Origin of the sequence: Salinisphaera orenii subsp. orenii MK-B5, assembly GCF_003788635.1 — a bacterium.
GTDB lineage: Bacteria > Pseudomonadota > Gammaproteobacteria > Nevskiales > Salinisphaeraceae > Salinisphaera > Salinisphaera orenii.
In genome coordinates, this window is sequence record NZ_AYKH01000020.1 from 15436 (window position 1) to 37020 (window position 21585).

17 protein-coding genes are annotated in these 21585 nt (G+C 67.3%); 8 read left to right on the top strand and 9 right to left on the bottom strand.

The window, feature by feature from the left end:
- Positions 1-140: 140 nt before the first annotated feature.
- The 5 genes from SAOR_RS10250 to SAOR_RS10265 form a co-directional block, all read right to left on the bottom strand.
- Positions 141-1418: a beta propeller repeat protein gene (locus SAOR_RS10250; RefSeq protein WP_123631340.1), complete on the bottom strand. Its 1278-nt coding sequence runs from the start codon at positions 1416-1418 to the stop codon at positions 141-143.
- A 2-nt stretch (positions 1419-1420) separates the two neighbouring features.
- Positions 1421-2650: a hypothetical protein gene (locus tag SAOR_RS10255; RefSeq protein WP_123631341.1), complete on the bottom strand. Its 1230-nt coding sequence runs from the start codon at positions 2648-2650 to the stop codon at positions 1421-1423.
- Positions 2637-4253: a hypothetical protein gene (locus tag SAOR_RS10260; RefSeq protein WP_123631342.1), complete on the bottom strand. Its 1617-nt coding sequence runs from the start codon at positions 4251-4253 to the stop codon at positions 2637-2639. Before SAOR_RS10260 ends, SAOR_RS10255 begins: the two co-directional genes overlap by 14 nt.
- 793 nt (positions 4254-5046) lie before the next feature.
- Positions 5047-5235, bottom strand: a complete 189-nt coding sequence (locus tag SAOR_RS16730) for a hypothetical protein (RefSeq protein WP_148077380.1) — start codon at positions 5233-5235, stop codon at positions 5047-5049.
- Positions 5236-5523: 288 nt separating this feature from the next.
- Complete coding sequence (locus SAOR_RS10265) at positions 5524-6795, bottom strand: O-acetylhomoserine aminocarboxypropyltransferase/cysteine synthase family protein (RefSeq protein WP_123631343.1); 1272 nt, start codon at positions 6793-6795, stop codon at positions 5524-5526.
- Between the two features lie 293 nt (positions 6796-7088).
- Here SAOR_RS10265 and SAOR_RS10270 point away from each other — a divergent pair, with 293 nt between their 5' ends.
- Complete coding sequence (locus SAOR_RS10270; protein ID WP_123631353.1) at positions 7089-7979, top strand: alpha/beta fold hydrolase; 891 nt, start codon at positions 7089-7091, stop codon at positions 7977-7979.
- 194 nt (positions 7980-8173) lie between these two features.
- A complete protein-coding gene (locus SAOR_RS10275) occupies positions 8174-9316 on the top strand; it encodes a glutathione S-transferase family protein (RefSeq protein WP_123631344.1) in 1143 nt (380 codons plus the stop codon).
- A 198-nt stretch (positions 9317-9514) separates the two neighbouring features.
- Here SAOR_RS10275 and SAOR_RS10280 read toward each other — a convergent pair whose 3' ends face one another.
- Positions 9515-10243, bottom strand: coding sequence for a PEP-CTERM sorting domain-containing protein (locus SAOR_RS10280; protein ID WP_123631345.1), 729 nt, complete (start codon positions 10241-10243; stop codon positions 9515-9517).
- A 997-nt stretch (positions 10244-11240) separates the two neighbouring features.
- Between SAOR_RS10280 and SAOR_RS10285 the strand changes: the two genes are divergently transcribed.
- Together SAOR_RS10285 and SAOR_RS10290 are read left to right on the top strand one after the other, a co-directional pair.
- A complete protein-coding gene (locus tag SAOR_RS10285) occupies positions 11241-12062 on the top strand; it encodes a DUF1206 domain-containing protein (protein WP_123631346.1) in 822 nt (273 codons plus the stop codon).
- A 386-nt stretch (positions 12063-12448) separates the two neighbouring features.
- Positions 12449-13054 (top strand): DUF421 domain-containing protein, encoded by a 606-nt coding sequence (locus tag SAOR_RS10290; protein WP_221179952.1) that lies wholly within the window; start codon positions 12449-12451, stop codon positions 13052-13054.
- A gap of 46 nt (positions 13055-13100) precedes the next feature.
- Here the strand turns inward: SAOR_RS10290 and SAOR_RS10295 are convergent, their stop codons facing one another.
- Positions 13101-13856 (bottom strand): glutathione S-transferase family protein, encoded by a 756-nt coding sequence (locus tag SAOR_RS10295; protein WP_123631347.1) that lies wholly within the window; start codon positions 13854-13856, stop codon positions 13101-13103.
- 253 nt (positions 13857-14109) lie between these two features.
- Here SAOR_RS10295 and SAOR_RS10300 point away from each other — a divergent pair, with 253 nt between their 5' ends.
- Both SAOR_RS10300 and SAOR_RS10305 read left to right on the top strand, forming a co-directional pair.
- The gene (locus tag SAOR_RS10300) at positions 14110-14802 is read left to right on the top strand and encodes a uracil-DNA glycosylase family protein (protein ID WP_123631348.1); all 693 of its coding nucleotides are present in this window, start codon (positions 14110-14112) and stop codon (positions 14800-14802) included.
- A 529-nt stretch (positions 14803-15331) separates the two neighbouring features.
- Positions 15332-15979, top strand: a complete 648-nt coding sequence (locus SAOR_RS10305) for a hypothetical protein (protein WP_123631349.1) — start codon at positions 15332-15334, stop codon at positions 15977-15979.
- 134 nt (positions 15980-16113) lie between these two features.
- Here SAOR_RS10305 and SAOR_RS10310 read toward each other — a convergent pair whose 3' ends face one another.
- Positions 16114-16383: a DUF4235 domain-containing protein gene (locus tag SAOR_RS10310; protein WP_123631350.1), complete on the bottom strand. Its 270-nt coding sequence runs from the start codon at positions 16381-16383 to the stop codon at positions 16114-16116.
- Between the two features lie 223 nt (positions 16384-16606).
- Here SAOR_RS10310 and SAOR_RS10315 point away from each other — a divergent pair, with 223 nt between their 5' ends.
- Entirely contained in the window at positions 16607-18010 is a 1404-nt protein-coding gene (locus tag SAOR_RS10315) for an FAD-binding oxidoreductase (protein WP_123631355.1), read from the top strand.
- Between the two features lie 81 nt (positions 18011-18091).
- On the opposite strand, the gene SAOR_RS10320 is transcribed toward SAOR_RS10315, so the two are convergent.
- Positions 18092-20038, bottom strand: coding sequence for a primary-amine oxidase (locus SAOR_RS10320; RefSeq protein ID WP_123631351.1), 1947 nt, complete (start codon positions 20036-20038; stop codon positions 18092-18094).
- A 171-nt stretch (positions 20039-20209) separates the two neighbouring features.
- Here SAOR_RS10320 and SAOR_RS10325 point away from each other — a divergent pair, with 171 nt between their 5' ends.
- Positions 20210-21409 (top strand): M24 family metallopeptidase, encoded by a 1200-nt coding sequence (locus tag SAOR_RS10325; RefSeq protein WP_123631352.1) that lies wholly within the window; start codon positions 20210-20212, stop codon positions 21407-21409.
- Positions 21410-21585: the final 176 nt, after the last annotated feature.

Genomic DNA, 21585 nt, shown 5'->3' on the forward strand with positions numbered 1-21585 from the left:
TCATCGTGCTGATCTTCGCCCCGTGCGGGCACCTCAGCCGGCCTGACTGCCCCTATGCGATCGCTCGGCCGATACACACCATCGACAAACGCGTGCGTCGTTGCCGAGACCGCGGCCGACGATGAAGCGCGCGCGGCGGTCTACGGCCGAATCCAGTAATAGGGATAGTATTCGCTGCGATCGGTATAGCCGAAGCGCAGAAGGCCGGCGCCGGTCGGGTCGAACACGTCGCGATCGCGGACCCGGATCGTGTCCATGGCCTGCCAGGTCTGGCCGCCGTCGCGGCTGAGCGCGCGGTGTTCGCCGTCGTTCCGGCCGATATCGAGCATCAGCCAGCGGCTGTTGGCCACCAGCGAACCCATTCGCTCGCTGCCGGTGGCCCGTAGCGGCTGTCGCTCCTCGCCGCGTATTCGATACAGCGTGTAGCGCTCCGGCAGGTTGGAGCGGTAGACGCCGAACAGCTGCCCGCCGGGCCCGTTCTCGATATCCGTGAAGGCGCCGTCGTATTTGGTCGCCGAGACGATCTCGCCGCTGGCGGCATCGACCTGGATCATCACCGAGTCCGGTGCGCGCTGATAGCGTCCGCCGGCCACGGCATGGAGCATGCCGGCGTCGTCCATGTACCAGTCGAAGTGGTCGGAATTCTTGTCGTCGTATAACGACTCGCTCGTCAGTTCGGGCCGATAGGCCATCAGGCGTTGTTCGTCGGCGAGCACACGCCAGTGGCGCCCGCCGTCGGACGATAGAAAGACACGCTTGAAGCCGTCGACCCAGATGCGGTCGCCGTCGACGCCGACGATCCTGGGTACATAGGCTTTTTCCAGTACGCCCTGGGCGGCCAGACGCCAGTGATGGCCGAAATCGTCGGATACGAAGACGGTCCGGTCGTCCACGTCGGGCAGTTGGGCAAGCAGGTAGCAGCGCCCATTAGCGCCGCAGCGCATGGCCTGAACTTCGCCCTGCAGGCGCGCGATCGTCGTGACTTTCCGGCCGTCGCTACGCAGCAGATAGCTCAGGCCCAGCGGATGGCGCTGGCGCATCAGCCGGTCGATACGCTGCTCGGCTTCGTTCTTGTCGGTCTGCGGTGGGCTCGCCAGGCAGTTGAGCACGGGCCGGTCCGGTCCGGTGGCCACCCGGCCATCGGCTTGGCAACGTTCTCGGCAGGGGCCGTCGCTTGCGCAGGCTTCTGCCTCGGGATCGCGCCCGCGCGATTCGACGCTCAGCAAAGCGTCATCGCCGGCGGCGGTGGCCTCGAGCGAATCCCAGCCGATGGGTTCGGCGAGTGTCGTCGCCAGCGTGAGTCTTTCGTCTTCCTGCCAGCCGTGGGCATAGCCGACCATCAGATACCAGTACACGCCGAAAATGCAGTAGCACAGCAACGCCGCCAGCAGCCACGGGCGTATCCAGACGGGCAGCATGATCAGGAAAACTCGTTGATGGTGGGGCGTTGGCCGGCGCGCCGGCGCCATGCGAAGGCGATGCCCAGAATCTTTTCGATCGGCCGGTCGTCGCGGTTTCGCATATACAGGGTATGCGCGATGGCACCGATCAGTCCCAGGCCGCTGAGGATCAGTGTGACGATCAGCAGCATGCCGGCATTCAAGCTCAGCAGGCCGACCCAGTCCCAGTAGTCGGGCCCGACGCCGCGGGCGACCCAGTCGTAGAGCTCGACGCTGATGCCGATCGCCGGCATCAAGACCATGAACAACGCGGCGAGCCCGAGGACGAAACGTCGTGCCATGGGCGTGTTGCCGGTGCCCTTGTAGGTGACATGGGCGAGACCGTCGTTGCCGTTGAGCAGGCCGCGGATCTCGCCGTCGGCGACCAGCGACAACAGCGACACGTGATCGCCGGCGGCCACGAACAACGGTGCGCGACGGATCAGGATCGGGTCGATGAAGCGCCGCAGCTCCCACGCGCCGGTGCGAAGCGAGAACAGTTCGCCGGCACAGGCGAGGCGGTACTCGTGGACGCTGTAGCTGGTGCGGCCGGCGCCGTAGGTCCGAAAGGTCACCGACACGCCGCTGAGCCGGTCCTGCAGGACGCTAAGACCGCCGTGCATGCCGTCGGCGAGCTGCAGCTTGTCCGGCGTACGGAACGTGTCCGGCTGGTGTGTGAGGTCGAGTTCGCCGGCCCGAAACGCCCGCAGCCCGCGCCTGACCTTGCGCCGGCCCGGATGCAGCATGACGAGCAGCCGATAGAGCGCCCATATCAGCGTGAAACCGGCGACTGAGCAGAGGGCGATCTGCAACAGCACGACGAAGATATTGGCGGCCGCCGGCAACGCCAGCGCCGCGGCCACCGGCAGGGGCGAGAGCACCAGCGCCAGGGGTGCCAGCCAGGGCCGGCGATCGGCCTCGGGCGCCCAGATGTCGCCGTTACGACGCGCCAGCCAGTGCAGCCACGCCGTGCCGTCGGCCAGACGGTGGGCACCGATGATCACCTGTTCGTCGCCCCTCAGGCTGCGGCCCAGCAGGGTGCTGTCGAAGCGGTCGCGGTCGAAGAAGAACACGCCGCCGTCGGTACACAGGCGGCCGATCGACATACCGTTTTCGATCGACATCTGCTTGAGTTCGCGACAGGCTACGCGCACGAAGAATACGGCGCCGGTGCGTTCGGGAATCGGCTGGGCGGGCTTACTGGACGGCATCCGAGCCGGGCCTCCTGTCTGATGCGCCGGTCGCGGCGGTGTTGTCGCGGGCAGGCGATTCGGGGCGCCGGTCCGGCCCGGCGTTCTCCACCGTGCCGTCCTCGAAGCGCTGTATTTCGAAATCGTTGGTGTCGATGCCGCGGCGCGCAAGATCCTGCTTCACGGCCTCGATGGCCGCCTGGAATTCGTCGTCGGTCATGCCCTGATAACGCGATGCGGTGACCACCAGGCTCGGTCGCGGGGTCATCTTCAGCCAGCGGGTGATGATCGGCATGGGCAGTCGGCCGTTGAACTCGTCCAGCTTGTCGGGAATATCGGCCACCTGGCGATAACGAATACGCCAGTGCACGTCCGGCAACTGGCCCGCACGGTCGCTGTTCGACGCGTCCGGTGCGGGCAACAGGAAGAACGAGAGCGTGCGTTCGTCGTCCACCGGGCGCAGCGAGATCTGCGAATACGAGGTGAGGGTGGCCGTATCGTCGTGCTGCAGACCCATGCGATAGCCTTCGGCCTCGCCGCCGACGATGAAGTCGGTGATGCTGCCGGCCGCGTTCATCGTATCCAGCATGTCGATGCCGCTCTGGCGCGTCTTGATGTTCGGCGCAAGCAGAGGCTTGAGCTGGCGATCGTTGTCGGCCGGGCCCCACATATAGACCGGTCCCTGTTCGGCCACGGCCGTCTGCAAGACACTGCTGCTGCGTTCGAGCGCCTTGGGCGCCTCCTCCTTCATGTTCTCGAACGGGTTCGGCGCGACCATCGATTGGATCGGGCCGGAATCGCAGGCACGAATGCTGTAAGTCAGCGGTAGCAGGACGACCGCCAGTGCAGCCCATTTACTGTGTCGCGCCATCTGTCGGCTGAAGCGACGATTGGCGCTCTGGTTGGCGCGGCTCATGGTCGATGCCGCTGCCCGGGGCTCGCGCTCGCCGTGGTTGTCGTCGGCGGCGGCACGCCGGCTCGGCCGGGCACGGCGGGTTTGGGTGGGCGCCGGGTCGGCCCGCTTCGGCGCGGCGGTGCCGGCCGCATGCGATACGCGCGCCGGCCGGTCGGGCCGGGGCGGGTCCGCCGTCTCGCCGAACAGGGCGGCATGCCCGGGTAGCAGTTGGGTCGAATCGGTCAGACGTTCGCCTTGCAGGCCGGCGCGCGCGGTATCGATGAAGGCGACGTAGTCCTGCAGATCGTGCCGGTAGTGACGGCTGTCCAGATGAAAATGAATCCGACGTCCGCCGGCAAGACGCAGCGTCAGCGACGGGGCGGTGACTTCCCAACGCAACAGTCGTGAATCGCGGCCGGCGATGTGTGTGCGGACATCGGCGAAAGCGACGCGCCCGAAAAGCCGGGATTCGAAGCCGGCGGCGTCGAAACGCACGACTTCCTCGCGGCCACGAGCCGCCCGCGCGCGATAGCCGAGTATCCCCCAGGCCAGCACCCAGGCCACGACGGTCGTGGCACCCACGCCGAGGGCCAAGGGGCCGGGGGCGAGGTGATGCACGATCGGCAGCGCGATCGCCAGCAGCACGAGGCCACCGAAGAACGCCAGCACGGTGGCACCGCGAAGGTCGGCGCGATCATGGTGATAGGTCAGAAGCCCCGGCGGTGTCATTTCCTGTTGATCTCTTTGTCATCGCGACCGGGCGGGTGCCGGGTCGCGGCCAAACGGTTCCAGGCAGGGCCGCACGTTGTGGCAGACAACGGTCACGGCCTGAACCGCCAGGCTAGAACGTCCGTTTGCCGCGCTCGTATCGGCCCGGGCAGGCGCGGCAAAGCTTACGAATACGTGGCGTATGAAACAACCCGGTGCGCAAGGCGCTCGTGCGCGATTCTTTTTCCGGCTCAACCACCTGGCCGCAGCAATCGCCTGCGGGTACCCGGCGCGTGACGGGGTGATCCGCCTTCGCCGTCTGTTTCGCAAGTCGAATGCACGCACCGCCGCGCCGAGGAACGCACGGCGGCGTGCGCCCGCGTCGGCATGAAGTGGGTCGCCTTTGACGAGGCCTGTTTTTACGATGCGCGGTTCTGGGAGATGCTCATGTAGAACGTATTGCTCGGGCCGAGCACGCTCGCGCAATGGCTGGCCGAAGAATGTGATTCGGTGGTGTTCGATGCACGCGCGCGGCTGGCAGCCGCCGACGCCGGGCGTGTGCGCTGGCGCGAGTTCCGTGCCCGAAGCGCGTCATGCCGCTATGGATTGCGAACTGCCCGTCATCTCTGGCCGGCCGACGCGACCTTCGCCGAGCCATTGCGGCGTTGGGGCGGGATGCCGGAACGTTCAGTGGTTGTCTACGAGGATCAGGGCGGGACTGGCGCCGCGGGCGGGCCCGGACGATGCTCGTCTGGGCCGGCCATCCCGAGGTTCAGGTGCTCGATGGCAGCTGGCCGGCGTGGCGTGCCGGGGATCAGCCGATGCCGGCCGGCATCACCGACCCCGAGCCCAGTGACTGGGAGCCGGCGTTCGACGACCTGATCGCCACCGTCGACGACGTGGCCATGGCGATGCCGTGCCGCTCGATGCGCGGGCCGGTGAGCGTTTGCGCGGCGAGCGCGAACCGCTGGACCCGCCTACGGGCCATATTCCAGGCGCGCACAACGTGCCGGCGTCGTCGTTGCTGGACGCCGAGTCGCGTTTTGTGTCGCCGCAGGAATGAGCGTAAGCGCTGCCGGATGGGATTCCACCATCAGTTATTGCGGCTCCGGCCGGAGCGACCGTCAGCTGATTCTGGCCCGCGCGGTGCGCGGCCGATCGTTGCCGCGTTTGTATCCGGGCTCGTGGAGCGCCCGGAGAAGCACGTCGTCGCGGCCTGTCGCCACCGGCCCGGTCCAGGATCGCCACACGACGGGCCCGATGATTCGATCCGGGCCGGTCATTCAAGGCATTACCCGGCGACCGACAGCGCCTGCTCCAGATCGGCGATCAGGTCGTCGACGTGCTCGATGCCGACGGACAGCCGCACCATGTCCGCCGTGACGCCGGCGCTTTCCAGTTCGGCTTCGTTGAGCTGGCTGTGGGTGGTGGCTGCCGGCATGGCCGCACAGCTTTTTGCATCGCCGATGTTGACCAGCCGGATGAACAGCCCGAGCGCGTTGTAGAAGCGTACCCCGGCATCCAATCCGCCCTCGATGCCGAAGGACAGGATCCCCGAGGCCCGGCCGTCCATGTAGCGCTGTGCCAGGTGATTGTCGCGGTGGCTGGCCAGCCCGGCGTAGTTGACCCAAGTGATGCGCGAGTGGGCTTCCAGATATTCGGCGATGCGCTGGGTGTTGTCGCAGACGCGCTCCATGCGCAGGGCCAGCGTTTCCAGCCCCTGCAGGAACATCCAGGCGTTGAACGGGCTCATCGCGCCGCCCATGTTGCGCAGCGGCACCACCCGGGCGCGCGTGATGAAGGCAGCTTCGCCGGCGTCCTTCGCGTAGTTGATGCCGTGGTAGGACGGGTCCGGCTCGGTGAGCAGCGGAAAGCGCTCGGCGTGTTCGAGCCAGGGGAAACGGCCGGAATCGACGAGGATCCCGCCAATGGTCGTGCCGTGGCCGCCGATGTACTTGGTGGCCGAATGCACGACGATGTCCGCGCCGTGCTCGATGGGGCGCAGGAGCGTGGGCGAGGGCACGGTGTTGTCCACGATCAAGGGCACGCCGTGGGCGTGGGCGATCTCAGCCAGCCGGGCGACGTCGGCGATGTTGCCGGACGGGTTGCCGATCGACTCGCAGTAGAGCGCCTTGGTGCGATCGTCGATGAGCGCGGCCATGGCGTCCAGGTCGTCCTTGTCGGCAAAGCGCACGCTCATGCCCTGGCGTGGCAGCGTGTGCGCGAACAGGTTGTAGGTGCCGCCGTAGAGCTCGCTGATCGAGACGATGTTGTCGCCGGCCTCGGCGATCGTCTGGATCGCCGCGGTAATCGCGGCCATGCCCGAGGCCATGGCCAGCGCGCCGACGCCGCCTTCGAGCGCGTTGACGCGCTGTTCGAGCACGCCGCAGGTCGGGTTCATGATGCGGCTGTAGATGTTGCCGGGCACTTTCAGGTCGAACAGGTCGGCGGCGTGCTGGGCGTCGTCGAACGCATACGAGGTGGTCTGATGCAGCGGCACGGCCACGGCGTGTTGTTCGTCCGGCGTGTAGCCGCCGTGCAGGGCGATGGTTTCGGATTTCATGCGTTGGTCCTGGCCTTTGTGAATCGCGGTGATCGGCGTGTTGCGGTTTCTTTTGAACGTTATCGCCGATCCGATCGAGTCTAAACAACGGCGCGCGAGTGCGGGGCTGGAGCGTCCATTTTTCGGAACGCCCGATCGGGCACCGAGGGTCTGCGCGCCGCCGGGCCCGGGCATCAGCACGCCCGGCGCAAGAACACCGCGGCCTGGCCGGCGCCGTTTTCGGTATTGGTGCAACCGGCCGCGCCCGGGTACCGTGAATCGATGTCTGCTCTGCGCCACGGATTGCGATGCCGCTGCAACATGTCGAAGCCGGGGACCTCGTGGTCGCCTACGAAGCCTTCGGTCCGCCCGGGGCGCCCGCCGCCGTGCTGCTGCATGGTTTTCCCTACGATGTCGCGGCGGTGCGCGCGGCGGCCGAGCGACTGGCCGCGCGCGGTCTGCACGTGGTGGCGCCGTATCTGCGCGGTTTCGGGCCGACGCGTTTCATCGACGTGGCCACGCGGCGTTCCGGACAGCAGGCCGCGCTGGGGCACGATCTGCGCGCGTTCATCGATGCGTTGGCCCTGGTGCGGCCGGTGGTCGCCGGGTTCGACTGGGGCGGTCGGGCGGCCTGCATCGTGGCCGCGCTCTGGCCGGAGCGCGTCGCGGGGCTGGTGAGCTGCGGCGGCTATAACATCCAGGACATTCCCTCGGCGCAGACGCCGCTCTCGCCGGCGATGGAAGCCCGCCTGTGGTACCAGTTCTATTTCCACGGCGAGCGCGGGCGCGCCGGACTCACCGCGAACCGGCGCGAGCTGGCCTGGTTGCTCTGGCGGCAGTGGTCGCCGACGTGGCCGGTCTCGCGCGAGACGTTCGCGGCCTCGGCGCCCGCCTTCGACAACCCGGATTTCGTGGATGTGGTGATCCACTCCTATCGCCACCGCTACGCTCGCGTGGCCGGTGACCCGCGCTTCGAGGCGACCGAGGCGCGGCTGGCCGCGCAACCGGCGATCGCGGTGCCGAGCATCGTGCTCGAGGGCGCCGACAGCGGCCTGTTCGCGGCCGCCGGCACGTCGGCTCTGCGGCGTCGGTTTCCGCGCCTGGTTGCGCATCGCGTGCTCGCCGAGGTGGGGCACAATCCGCCCCAGGAAGCGCCGGAGACGTTCGCCGACGCGGTCGTCGAGGTCGCCTGCCGGCGGGGCTAGCCTGACCGTCGACCGGGCGATGCCAGGCGCGATCGGATCGCGCCGATCGGCGCCGTGCGCGACCGTCGGGGCGTGAGGCGCGCCCGGCCTGCTGCCCTGGCCGAGCGGGCCGGTGCGTTCGGCCGCAGCCGGGAAGACGGGAACCGGTGCCGGCGTGGCAGAGTGGCGCGCTGGCGCAATCGCAAGGAAGACCGATGCCCGAGGAATCAAGCCCGCCCGTGCTCTACGGGGTGCCCCATTCGCTCTACACCGGCAAGGCCCGCAGCTATCTGCGCAACCAGGGCATTGCGTATATCGAGCGTCCGCCGTCGCACCCGGAGTTCGCCACCCATATCGCGCCCCGTCTGGGGCGCAGCATCATCCCCGTGCTGCAGACGCCCGACGGCGCGATCGTGCAGGACACGATCGACATCATCGATCATTTCGAGCACCGCGGCGCGCCTTATCCGGTGTATCCGGCCACGCCGCTGCAGCGCGTGCTCGCCGTCATCATCGAATACTTCGGCTGTCAGGCCATGCGCAAGCATGCGATGCATTATCGCTGGTCCTATCTGGAGCGCCAGCGGGCCTTCATGTGGCATGCGTTCGCCAGCGGCGCGGGGCCGGCGGTCGCCGAGAAGGTGATGGGCCGCATGAACGCCTATCTGCCGATGCTCGGCGTGAACGACGAGACCGTGCCGCATATCGAGCGCTCCTTCGAGACCCTGCTCGATACGCTCGACGCGCATTTCGCGGTCATGCCATATCTGCTGGGCGGCCGGCCGTCGATCGCGGATTACGGCCTCATCGCGCCGCTGTTCGCGCATCTGGGCCGGGACCCGGTGCCGGCCCAGATCATGAAGACGCGGGCGCCGCGGGTTCATCGCTGGGTCGAACGCATGAACGCACCGGGGCTGGACGTGGTGGAATATCCGGACAGCACGCCGGCTTTCGTGGCCGACGATGCGATCCCGGCGTCACTCGAGCCGTTTCTGACCTACATGGCCGAGGACATGTTTCCCGAGCTTGCCGACAAGCTCGCCTTCTTCGACGAGTGGGTCGCAGCGCAGGAACCTGCCGACAGCACGCCGGTGGCCGACAAACCCCATCGCCGCCAGCTCGGCGCCGTGCACACGGCCTACCGCGGCGTGCCGATCGAGGTGGGGGCGGAGCCGTATCTGCTCTATGTCCTGCAGCGGGCGGTGGATACGCTCGATGGGCTCAGCGACGCCGAGGCGCGGCGGGTACGCGGCGAGCTCCGCCGGCGGGGGCTCGAGCGCGCGGTGCCCACGGGTCGTGACTATCGTGTCGGTCGCTCGGACAACATCGAGGTCTGGCGCCGCGACCGGGCGTCGTAAAGCGGGCCGACGGGCTCGGCGCGGGCGGGACCGGGTCAGCGGCGTACCCTGGCTTGGCCGCTAAGGGCCTGGGAAAACTCGTCGATCCGGCGGTGATCTCGGCCTGTGGTGCGACAAAAAAAGGCGGCCCCGAATATCGGGGCCGCCTCTCGACGGGCGAGCCGGACCGCGAAGGCCCGGCGGGTCATGCCGTCGTGCTTAGACGTCCGAGCCGTTCTGACGGCGACGGAAGCCCATGGCGCCGACCACCAGCGCGAGGCCGGCCGCGAAGATGCCGAGCTCGGAGGGTTCCGGGACGTCGGTGGGCCGGGCCGTGACGTCGGCGTTCTGCAGGTTATCGCTGCTGAAACCGCCTTCGCCGTCGAAGCTGGCGCTGCCCAGCGCGATCACGGTGTTCGTGAAGTCGAAGCTGGTGTCTTCGGAGATGCCGAAGTAGCTGGCCAGGCTATCGTTGAAGTCGTCGGTGCCGGACAGCTGGGCCGACAGGCTGTCCTGACCGTCGCCGGTCACCAGCTGCGCGGCTTCGTCCGGACGGCCGTCGAACGTACCGCTGAACAGCGTGCCGTCGGCGACCGTCTCGCCGCTGCTGTCCTGCGCTTCGCCACTCAGCGTCAGCTCGCCGCCGCCGCCGAAGCTCCAGACGTTCGGGCCTTCCTCGACGTTGCCGCCGGTCTCGAAGTCGATCGAGCAGGAGACGCAGGCCAGCTGGCTGTCATTGCCCGCCGGCGCGTCGCCGCCGTTGAGGCTGATCTGGTCGAAGGAAATGCCGGAACCGGTGAGCGCACCGCCGTTGCCGTCATAGCTCACGCTGCCGTCCGGCGCCTGCGCGTTGGCCTGATCGAAATTGACCACGGCGGCGGAAGCGGAAAAGCTCACGCCGAAGGCGATGGCGGCAGCCGAAGTCACGGCGATATGTTTGAACTGCATCAATACTCCTGGAACGTTATTAATAGAGCCGGCCGCACCGTTGCGATACCGACCTGTCCAACGAGGAAGCAACTACCGTTCCAAGCGGAGAGCGTTTCGAGTATTGTTATTTAAATAATTGTTTTAAAAATAAAAAGTTGAAACAACGTTTTCGCCAAGGAATGCTCGAGCCGTGGCATGTAAGCTTTCCCGACGCGGCTGGTCGGCTTGACGGACGCTGTCGCCCAAGAGGCGTTAAACCACCCGACATGAGGCTGACGATGGCCCGCGTGGCTTGCAGCGCCCGAGTACGGAGGCCCGTACTGCGTCGAGTATTTCCTGACTCTCATCGAGATCCGATCGCGTCGATCGCTCCGGACGATCGGCGCTAGGGTGTCGCGCCGCAGCGACATCGGCGGTGACTCGACGTCAGCCGCTCGTCTCGGCGCGGCCAGGGCCGGCGTTGCCGGATCCGGCGATGCACTTGGATCGTGAGCCCGGCGTGTGAAGGAGGCGCGACGCGGCCGTCGGCGATTCGGGTCCTCGTCGGCCTCGTGTCGACGGCGATAACAGTCGTGGGTACGAGCGCGCACCGCGCGGGCTGTTCACGGCCCGCAAGCGGCCTCCGGTATTCGATCACCCGGCATGCGACCCGGAGATCGCTTTTGGGCGCCGGTTGAGCTCTGCTCATTGAGGGCACGGTTGTCATCCAAAAGGGCAACGGTGGGACATGAGCACGGAATCGGGAAAATAAAAATTATAATTTTCACGAGTGCTCGAAAAGTGCCGGCTCAGCGATTAAAGCCTTCCCGAGTGGTTGTGGCGCAAGTCCGATGCGGTTCGGTGGCTTGTCTTGATTGCCGGGCGGTACGGGGTTTCCGTTCGACCTTACTCGTAAAAAAAGTCACTGAAGGTTTACGTTAGAACGTGGAAGCATCAAAGTATCCGCTAATTCGGCCCGAAGGGCCGTAATAATCGAAAAGTTTTTAAAATTTCTAGTCACTTTTACGGATGCGATATGAATGATACGACGCGGGAAGCTGCCGATGCGGCGGGCAAGGGCGTGGAATGGCTGGCCCGGTTCGGCTACGCCGCAAAGGGCGTCGTCTACGCCATTGTCGGCGTGCTGGCAGCCATGGTGGCCTTCGGCATGGGCGGTCAGACCACGGGTACCAAGGGTGCGGTCAGCCAGATCGGAAGTGAGACCCACGGTCAGGCGATGTTGCTCGCCGTGGCATTCGGCCTGTTCGGCTACGTCGTGTGGCGCTTCACGCAGGCGATCAAGGACCCGGAGCGCGAGGGCACCGATTTCAAGGGCCTGATCAAGCGCGCTTCGTTCTTCATCAGCGGTCTCATCTACGGGTCGCTGGCGATCTATACGATCAGCCTGCTCCTGGGCTCCGGCGGTGGTGGTGGCGGGAGCTCCAAGGACAGCATGACCGCCCGCCTGATGTCCTATGAAGGCGGCGTCTGGGCGGTGGGCGTCATTGGCGCGATCATCGTGCTGATGGGCGTGATGCAGTTCGTGCGCGCCTACAAGGAGAAGTACAAGAAGAAATGGTCGCTCGCGCAGATGGGTGCCACCCAGACCCGTTGGGCCTCACGCATCGCGAAGTGGGGGCTGTCGGCGCGCGGGTTGGTGTTCTTCATCATCGGCGGCTTTCTGATCGTGGCCGCACTGCAGACCGATCCGAGCAAGGCCACCGGCCTGAACGGTGCGCTGGACACGCTCGCGCAGCAGAGTTATGGGCTGGTGCTGCTGGGCGTCGTCGGCCTCGGCCTGCTGTGCTACGGCATCTATTGCTGGGTCAACGCGCTCTACCGACGTATCAACCCTTAGGCCTCGCCGCCGAGCACTCGCCGTCACCCCGATGCCCGGTTGTCGTCGCAGCATCGCGCATCGACCGAGATCGGGTGTTGCGACGGCGGCGCGCGGTTTCCCGGCGCTAACGCCACAGGTTTCGCGGGCTGAATCCGGCTCCCAGCGAGGCTCGTCGGGCGACGGTGTCGAGACACCACGCAACGACCGGCCCGTTGCGTCCCGATGGGCGCCCGGGCGGGCCCGGCATCGATCAGAGTGTGCACCGACAGCCGTCGGCCGGTGACGGCATGATGTCGTGTTGACCCGGCCGGGGAGCCTCGATCGCCCGTGTCGTCGGTGGTTGGGTCGTCGGCGCATCGCGCCGGGCCTGCGCCCATCTCCGAGAATCGGTTGGGCGTCATCGAATGTTTCGCAAGTCGGACGGTGCGGGTACCGTGGCCGCCATTCCAGCAGAGGACGGATTTTTCATGTGGGCAGATTGGTTTCTCGCGTCGCCGCAGGCGTTGCTCGCGGTCGTGGCGAGCACGGCGGCCATGTATGCCGCGGTGTTGATTTTCGCGCGGTCGGCGGGCGTACGCAGTTTCGCCGAGATGTCGGCGTTTGACGTCGCGGTCACCATCGGCATCGGCTCGACCATGGCGACGACGATCGCCGCCAAGACGCCGGCGCTGCTGCAGGGCGTGTTGGCGGTTCTGATGCTGTATGCCCTGCAGCTCGGCGTGTCGCGCTGGCGTTCTCGGTCGAGGGCAGCGGAAACGGCGGTCGACAACACGCCGATCCTGCTGATGACCCACGGCGGGCGCATGTTGCCCGAGAACATGCGAGTCGCACGGGTCACCGAGGATGATCTGCGCTGTCAGCTGCGGAACGCGAACGTGATCGATCACCGCAATGTCCAGGCCGTGGTCATGGAGGGAACAGGGCGTATCAATGTTCTGCACAGCCATGCGGAGCCGACGGCCGACGACGTCTGGGTCCTGCAGAACGTGCGCGATTATTCGGCGGGCTGAATCGGTCGCGGGTCGGTGGGCCGGGCGGCGCCCGCTTCGACCGCTGTCAGGCGAAGGCCTGCTCCAGTTCCAGATAGCCGCCGCTTTCGTCGTGGATGATCCGCCCCTGATCACGGATGTCGGCAGAGATATCCCGGAAATGCGGGCGCGCGGCCAGCGTGTTCAGCCAGCTCGCCACCCGCGGATAGCGGTGAAAGCGATAGCCGACGGCGACGATCTGGTACAGCTCGCAGGCGATCGTGAGATCGGCCAGGGTGGGCTGTTCGTGGCCGCAGAGCATGGCTGGCGTCTCTTGACGCGTCGGCCGCTCGAGATGCGCCTCGAGCCGTGCCAGGCCGGCGTTCAGGCCGGCCTGAAGCGGGCGCAGCAGGGTGTCCTGGATTTCGTACTTGAGCATCGGCAGCGTCCGATGCAGGTTCATGATGTGGTGAAACATGTCGTGACGCCGCACGTTGTTGTGATGCCAGGCCATCCACTGGTCGATGCGCGCAGCCCGCGCCGCCGCGTCTCGCTCCGGATACCAGTGCGGCGCCACCTCCGAGTCCGCGGTTCGGCACAGATAGCGCATGATCGCGTGGCTTTCGCCGAGCACGAATGTCCCTGACGCGCCCGCCGGGTCCGAAACCGCGAGTGCCGGCACCGTCTGCATCGGGTTGATCTCGCGAGCGAACCACGGCTGGCGGGTTTCGCCGCCGGCGAAATCGATCTCCTGCCAGTCATAGTCGACGCCGAGTTCGCGTAACAGGATCTCGACCGCGCGACAGGGCTGCGACAGGCGGTGGGCGTAGAGAGTAAGCGTCATGGTGTGGATCCGTGGTCGTCAGGTATGCAGATCGTGTGGCCGGCTCGTGCTTCGATTTATCAGTGCGTCATGCGGCGCCGTTGCATGGGGCGCGATCTCCGCGGCCGGCCGCCGCGGATGGCGCGCGGCCGTCCGGCGGCGCCGGGTCAATGGTGGCATCACTGACCGGTAAAACAATCGCGATCGCGGCGGCGTGCCGCGTTCGTTTTGAAGGCGTACCCTTTCGCATCCCGCACCCAAGCCCGTGTCGCCGATGCCGCTGAACACCCGACAGCACCAGGCCTTTCGCGAGCTCGCCGCAGATACGGCGGGCATCGATGTCGAGACCTACGCCCGTTACGACAAGGATCCGCTGGAGCCGATCATCGGTCTCGGCCGCGCGAATGCGCGCGTCGGCTTTTTCGGCCGCGACCCGGGGCGCGAGGAGGTGCGATACGGCGAGCCGTTCATCGGTGCCGGCGGTCAGCTGGTGCGCAAGGCGCTGTACCGGCATCTGCACCGCGAGGAGATGCCGGATTTCGAGGCCTCGCGCGTCGTCGGGCAGCCGTTTTTCTGGATCAACACGGTGCCGTACAAGCCGGCCGGCAACAAGGCGTGGTCGATGCGGGTCAAGCGGCGTTTCCAGCCGTTGATGACCGCGCTGCTGGTGACCCAGTGGCAGGGCCGGGCGTTGATCACTCTGGGCCGCGAGGCCTTTCTATGGTTCGGCATCGGCCAGTCGAAGGCCGAGCGTGCGCGCATCGAGGCGTTCTGGCAGCGACCGGATCGGTTCGAATCGGCCATCGCGGTCACCCTGGCCGCACCCGAGGGGCCGGCCCGGACCTTCGATATTCATCCGCTGCCGCATCCGTCGCCGCTGAACGCGACCTGGTACAAGCGCTTTCCGGGCCTGCTGGCCCAGCGCCTGGAACAGCTCGACGTGCGGGTCGATAACCTCGAGTGCTGAAGGCCGGGTAGCGTATACGCCTTCACGGCGTGTCCGTTCACGCACGCCCCGGGGTCGATCCGTAGCATCTGGGCGCGGCGTTGCCGGGGTCGGTGTCCTCCGTGTGAATCGCGCTGGATTAGTCTCAAGTCTCGGATATTTAGTGCTTTTTATGATGGGATAAAAATCCCGTCAGAAATTCTTACATCGTAAAGGTCTGTTTTTCGGAAATACGCGTTAAGCCGGGTGTTCTTCGTCGAGAAAAATGACAGCCCGGGCCGAAGCGAACCCGAATCGGTTCGATGGCGAAGCACTGATGCAGCCGGCGACACGATTTCCACGATTTGTCGGCGCTAAAAGGACGACGATAACTGACGGATTGAAATCGCTTAATTTTCGTATTCTGCTGAGCGATCCATGATTCTGCACGATTGGCCCAGCTTCGGCCGTTTTCTGGCACATCGATTGCTCTAGCCACCCCGGACAGCGAGGGGCCGTCATCCATCTTTCGGCGCGCTGTTTCTTCAACCAATGAAACAGGGGTTCTGTAATGAAAATGCTAGGTGCGATCGGTGGCTTTGCCGCCCTCATGTTCGTTTCGGCCGGTGCGCATGCCGTGACGATCCAGTCGACGTACAGCGTCGACGCCAACGCGGTGGATCCCGGGTTGCAGATCCAGACGGCCGAAAACGCCGCTAATCCGTTCACTTACAACCTGTTGGCCGGTCAGTCCGTCACCTTTGATCTGTTCGATATCTGGACCAATGAGAACAGTCTCGATTTCGGCCTGTTCTCGGGCTGTGGTGCCGACTGCGATCCCAAGCCGATCAGTGTGAGCTTCGGCTTTCTGATGCCGGAAAACGGTCAGAGCACCGTCACGGGCACGACCCAGGGCGACTTCGACGCCCTGATCTCTCAGGAGGGTGAGCTGCGCTGGGACGGCCCGCAGACCTTTTCGTACGGGGCCAACGGTGACGGCCTGATCGAAGTCGCGCTCTCGGACGAGGACTTCAACACCGGGCTTTTCGGCCTGGATGAAGGTCGAGGTGCGGGTGCGACCGTGCAGGCGAGTTTGAGTCTGCTCAACGACGCCTCGCCGATGGACGTGCCCGAGCCGAAGCTGATCGGCCTGCTGGGGCTGATGCTGATCGCGACCGGTCTGGTCGCTCGTCAGCGCCGCGACGGCCGTATCGGCTGATCGCCGTTACGCTCGGCGCATGAAAGAGCCGGCGGCCGAGAGGCTGCCGGCTTTTTTCGTTCTCGTGCCCTGTTCGGCCACCGGGCCGGGCCGCGGGACGCTCGGCCCGCCCGAACCCCGGGCGTGGCCGCACCTCAGGCCGGGGGCTGGCGGCCGATCGCCTTGCGCCAGGCGCCGCTGACCGCGCCCTGGCCGACGACCCGCGCGAAGGCCACGCAGAAACCGCTGACCGCGGCCCAGGCCAGAAGGCCCTGCCAGCTGTTGCGGCGATCGGCCACGTCCTGCGGCGGCTCCTCGTCACGCGTGCGGCGCCAAACGGCGGCGGCGCCCTGCCGTGCCGCCATGCCGGCGCCGATCGTGGCCCCGGCGGCCAGCGCCGCCCAGAGTATGCGTTCTCGATCCATGACTGTTGTCGCCCGGACCGCCGGGCGCTCCCATATTGAATAATGGCGTCATCGTACCCGAGGATGACGGCGACGATCGCCTGCCGGGGCGGCGCCGCTCGCGGGCGTATGTCCGATGCGCGCCGGCGACGCGACGCATACCCGATAGAATGAGGCGCGCATATCGGATCGCGGTCGGATGCACGCGCCGTGATCCCTACGATAGGGAGACTTCATGGCCGGTATGACCGCCCATCCGGAACCGGCCGCGGCGCCCGCCGCCGTCGCGGCCGTCCTCGAGGCGCTCGGCCCGCTGCTGGGCGAGCGGCTGACGACCCATAAAGCGGTGCGGGAACAGCACGGCCACGACGAATCCTGGCATAGCCCGGCACTGCCGGATGCCGTGTGTTTCGCGCAGACCGCCGACGAGGTCGCCGCCATCCTGCGCTGCTGCAACGCGCACGGCGTGCCGGTGCTCGCCTACGGCGTGGGGACCTCGATCGAGGGCCAGGTGATCGCCGAGCGTGGCGGTCTGTGCGTCGACCTGTCGCGAATGGACGCGATCCGTGCGGTGCGCCCGGACGACATGGACGCCACCGTCGAGGCGGGCGTCACGCGCACCGCCCTCAACGCGCATCTGCGCGACACGGGGCTGTTCTTTTCGGTCGACCCCGGGGCGGACGCCAGCCTCGGCGGCATGGCCTCGACCCGCGCCAGCGGCACCAATACGGTCCGCTACGGCACCGTCCGCGACAACGTTTTGTCCCTGACCGCGGTCATGCCCGACGGCACGGTCGTGCGTACCGGCGGGCGGGCACGCAAGTCCGCCGCAGGCTACGATCTGACCCATCTGCTGATCGGTGCCGAGGGCACGCTCGGCATCATCACGGAGCTGACCGTGCGCCTGCACGGCCTGCCGGAGGCGGTCTGCGCGGCCACCGTGGTCTTCGCCGACGTCGCTGGTGCCGTGGACGCGGTGATCGCCTCCATCCAGCACGGTCTTCCGATGGCTCGCATCGAGCTGCTCGACGAACTCTCGATGCAGGCGGTCAATCGCCACAACGGCCTGGCCCACGCCGAGAAACCGACGTTGTTTCTCGAATTCCACGGCAGCGCCGCCGCGGTCGAGGCGCAGGTCGCGACCATGGGCGAGCTCTGTCGCGAGTTCGGCGGCAGCGACTTCGCCTGGGCGACGCGGGCGGAGGAGCGCAGTGCGCTCTGGGCCGCGCGGCACGCCGCGGCCTATGCGTCGAAGCAGCTACGCCCCGGCCGGGACTTCCATGCCACCGATATCTGCGTGCCGATCTCGCGGCTGGCCGAGGCCATCGAAGCCGCGCAGGCGGACGTGGCCGAACTCGGCCTCACCGCGCCGCTGTTCGGCCACGTCGGCGACGGCAATTTCCATCTGGTGGTGGTGCTCGATCGCCACGACCCGGCCGAGGTCGCGGCACTGGACACGCTCAACGCGCGCCTGATCTCGCGGGCGCTCGCCGTCGGGGGCACCTGCACCGGCGAACACGGCATCGGCGTCGGCAAGCGCGACTATCTGCGCGATGAGCACGGGGCCGGCGTGGACGTGATGCGCGCGATCAAGCAGGCGCTCGACCCGAACGGGATCATGAATCCCGGCAAGCTTTTGCCTGACTAACCGCCGGCCGGGGGTTGTCCCGGTCCCGTGCCGCAGTCCGCCGGACAGACAACGCCCGACAGCCGTCATTCGACGGGGCGGCTACGTCGAAGACGGCTCGTTGCAGCAGCCCGCGTGACGGCTGTGACTCGACGCCGACGGCGGCACGTTCATCGTCGGGTTGCTGTCGAAAAAGCCCGACGCGCGCAGGGTGAAGCCGGCATGGGCGACGGGCATGACCGGCCAGTCCTCCGGCCGCGGGATGTGGTGGTGGCCGACGGTGTGCCAGAGCACGATGTCGGTGTCGTCGAGATTGCGCTGCCGGCGCGCACAGGCGGTCAGGCCGGTGTCGGCCGGGTTCTGGTTGATGTAGTCGCCGGCGGCGAACAGTTCGTCGCGGTCGTAGGCGGTGATCCAGACCGGATGATGGATGAACGCCGCGCGCCGGCTCACCGGGGCGTCGGGATAGGCGAACGGGCGGACCGTCTCGCCGGGTACGAGCGCGTAGCCGACGGCCTGGCCGAGCGCGTTGGTCACCGACGGGTTGACGATCTTCCACTGGCGGCCGGCGAGCGGGTCGGCCTGGCGGGCGCCGTCACGCTCGTTGGCGATCAGCGTCGACACCGGATGATAGGCGTTCAGATGGGGATTGACGGCCGCGTCGTGCGGTGCGGCGACGGTGTCGATCTCGTGGACCGAGTTGTCGACGCCGTCCACGGTCATGTCCAGGCGGAAATTGAAGAAATGCTGGTGGATGGGCGCATACAGCTGCGGCGCCACCAATGTGCCGTACTGCGGCGTCTCGTCGGGTGGAAAGGCGCCTACCGACAGACAGCCCGTGAGCTTGATATCCATCTCGACGGTGCCGTCCTGATACAGGCTCCAGTAGAAGCCGTAGTCGTAGTTGCCCACGGTGGCGAAGAACGAGATCACCAGCCGGCGCGAGCGGCGCACTTCGCTGTGTTCGGTGCGCCAGTCGGTATGTTTCCAGAGCGTGCCGTGGTCCTCTTCGTGCAGGCAGATCACGCGGTTCATGTGCACGACCTCGCCGGTCGCGGTGACCTGGTCGACGTCGAAATAATGGATCGTGCCGAGACAGTCGCAGCCCAGGGTGAGCGTGTTCGCCAGCCGGCCGACGCCGTATTCGCCCACGTCGAAGGCGTTCTTGCGGTTGTGCACCGGCGTCGGGTCGCCGTAGGGCACGACCATTTCCGACAGGGCGGCGCGATACATCACCGGCCGCTCGCGGCCCTGATCGTTGTAGGCGAGCTGATGCAGCACCAGCCCTTCGCGCGGGGTGAAGCCGACGCGAAACGACCAGCCGAGCCATTCGACGTGCTGGCCGTCGACATGAAAGCTCGGCCCGTCCGGCTGCACGATCTCGAGCGCCTTGATGTCGTCGCGCAGCGGGCCGACCGAGTCGGCGGTGTAGTTGCCGGTCAGCGGCGGCAGTTCGACCTCGCCGTGATCCTCCACCTCGAGGACCGCCATGCGCTCGAGATCGACGACGGCATGCACGCCGTCGACCGGGCGGCCGTAGCCGACGTCGTCGTCGCTGCCGCGCAGCCAGGTGTAGGCGCGCGCCAGCCGCCTGTCCGGCCAGCGCTCGTCACCGTAGAAGCCGGCCGACCAGGGGTCGACGATGGCGCGATCGAAATCGGTAATACCGCGTTTTTTCAGTGCAGCCTGCCAGGCGGGATCGGCCTTGACCGCCTTCTCGCAGTCGACGAATTCCTCGAGCAGAATACCCGGCTGCACGCCGGCCTTGTGCTCGCGCCGGGTCACGCTGGCGGTGTCCAGGCTCACCACGGCCTCCCAGGTCTGGCCGTCGACCATGAGGATGCAGAAGGCCTCGCGCGCCAGCGCTGCGCCCGGGGACCAGCCCAGCACGTCGCGTTTGTGCGGCTCGTAGAGGGTGACGGTATGAAAGATCGGCGCATCGCCGAAGCCGCCGTCCTCGCGGATCACGGCCACCACCGCGGCCAGCTCCTCGGCGCTCAGCGGCGTCAGCGGGTGGTCGCTGCCCTCGGTCCGTGCAATGTCGTCCATGCCTGTCTCCTGTAGTCGCGGATGGGCCGCACCGTTGCGGTCCGTCGACGATTCGTTGCAATAGACGGGCCAGAAGCGGCACCCGCGGTGACGGCTGTTGCAAGCCTCGGCGTTCTGGCGTTCGATGGGTGCGGGCCCGGCGCTGCGGGCCGATCGGCAGGAGGCGAGACCATGGACTACGACACCTATCGCGAGCAGCTGCTGGCCCGGCTGCCCGAGCCGGAGCTGGCCTTTCCGGTGGCCGAGTACGAGAGTCGCCTGGCGGCCGTGCGGCGGGCGATGGCCGAGCGCGGCCTCGATCTGCTGATGGTCACCGACCCGGCCGAGCTGTGCTACCTGACCGGCTACACCACCTTCGAGGTCTCGGTGCAGTGTGCGCTGCTGGTCTCGGCGCAGGAATGCGTGCTGTTCGTGCCGGCGATCGAGATCGGGCCGGCGGTGTATCTGTCGCGGGTGGACGCGGTGATCGGCTATGCCTGGGAGTCGCCGCGGTCGGTCGCGGCGCAGCTGGCCGCAGAGATCGTGCGGCTGACCGCCGGTCCGGCGCCGCGTATCGCCGTCGCCCGCTGGAGCGGCTCGCTGCGGCCGGGGCTGCTGGAAGCGCTCGAAGTGCAGCTGGACGGGGCCCGTTTCATGGATACGGGCGATCTGCTGGATCGCATCCGGGTGGTCAAGTCGCCGGCGGAGATGGCCTTTCTGGCCGAGAGCGCGGCCATCACCGGCGCCGGGCTGGACGCGGCCGGGCGAGCGGTCGGCGAGGGCGTGATCGACCACGAGATCGCCCGGGCCGGGGCCGACGCCATGCTCGGTGGCGGCAGCGAATTCATGAGCATGCAGCCGATCGTCGCGGCCGGCTTTCGCAGCGGCATCATTCACACCAGCCACGCGGGGTATCGGATCGCGCGCGGCGACGTCGTGTTCACCGAGTTCGGCGCCGTGCGCCGACGCTACACCGCGCCGATGATGCGCACCGCGGTGGTGGCGCCGGTGGCCGACGAGGTCCGCGTGTTCCACGAGGTCTGTCTGGCGGTGCTCGAAGCGGTCATGGAGGCTGCGCGCAGCGGCGCCCCGGTGGCGGGCGCGGCTCGCGCCGGGGCCGAGGCACTCGCGCCGATCGCTGACCGCGCGTTCTTCTCGGGGGTCTACGGCTACCCGGTGGGCCTGCAGTTTCCGCCCTCCTGGGTGGCCGGCTCGACGTTCATCGCCGAGGACAGCGACGCGGTATTCGCCGACGACATGGTCTTCCATCTGCCCATCTGTCTGCGCCGGCCCGGGGCGTTCGGCGTCGGCGTCAGCGAGACGGTGCGGATCACCGCCGACGGCGCCCGGGCCATCACCGCCAACGATCGCCGCCTGCAGATCCACGACTGAGCCGTCCGCGGCCGCCGCGTGCCCGGCCCGCGATGGCGCTGCTGTGCAACGCGGATCACGTGGTCGCGGCGACCCCGTCGGTGCGATGGGCGAAGGCGGCCGAAGGTTTCTATAATGGCGGGTCGTCGCGCCCGGCTCGGGCGGCGCGACGCCGCAACGGTCGGCCGCCGCCGGCC

Coding starts and splice junctions, on each gene's coding strand:
- SAOR_RS10290 (WP_221179952.1), top strand. CDS start 12,449: ATGTTTCGCAAGTCGGACGGTGCGGGTACCGTGGCCGCCATTCCAGCA.
- SAOR_RS10305 (WP_123631349.1), top strand. CDS start 15,332: ATGAAAATGCTAGGTGCGATCGGTGGCTTTGCCGCCCTCATGTTCGTT.
- SAOR_RS10300 (WP_123631348.1), top strand. CDS start 14,110: ATGCCGCTGAACACCCGACAGCACCAGGCCTTTCGCGAGCTCGCCGCA.
- SAOR_RS10295 (WP_123631347.1), bottom strand. CDS start 13,856: ATGACGCTTACTCTCTACGCCCACCGCCTGTCGCAGCCCTGTCGCGCG.
- SAOR_RS10280 (WP_123631345.1), bottom strand. CDS start 10,243: ATGCAGTTCAAACATATCGCCGTGACTTCGGCTGCCGCCATCGCCTTC.
- SAOR_RS10325 (WP_123631352.1), top strand. CDS start 20,210: ATGGACTACGACACCTATCGCGAGCAGCTGCTGGCCCGGCTGCCCGAG.
- SAOR_RS10260 (WP_123631342.1), bottom strand. CDS start 4,253: ATGACACCGCCGGGGCTTCTGACCTATCACCATGATCGCGCCGACCTT.
- SAOR_RS10275 (WP_123631344.1), top strand. CDS start 8,174: ATGCCCGAGGAATCAAGCCCGCCCGTGCTCTACGGGGTGCCCCATTCG.
- SAOR_RS10310 (WP_123631350.1), bottom strand. CDS start 16,383: ATGGATCGAGAACGCATACTCTGGGCGGCGCTGGCCGCCGGGGCCACG.
- SAOR_RS10255 (WP_123631341.1), bottom strand. CDS start 2,650: ATGCCGTCCAGTAAGCCCGCCCAGCCGATTCCCGAACGCACCGGCGCC.
- SAOR_RS10315 (WP_123631355.1), top strand. CDS start 16,607: ATGACCGCCCATCCGGAACCGGCCGCGGCGCCCGCCGCCGTCGCGGCC.
- SAOR_RS10265 (WP_123631343.1), bottom strand. CDS start 6,795: ATGAAATCCGAAACCATCGCCCTGCACGGCGGCTACACGCCGGACGAA.
- SAOR_RS10320 (WP_123631351.1), bottom strand. CDS start 20,038: ATGGACGACATTGCACGGACCGAGGGCAGCGACCACCCGCTGACGCCG.
- SAOR_RS10285 (WP_123631346.1), top strand. CDS start 11,241: ATGAATGATACGACGCGGGAAGCTGCCGATGCGGCGGGCAAGGGCGTG.
- SAOR_RS10250 (WP_123631340.1), bottom strand. CDS start 1,418: ATGCTGCCCGTCTGGATACGCCCGTGGCTGCTGGCGGCGTTGCTGTGC.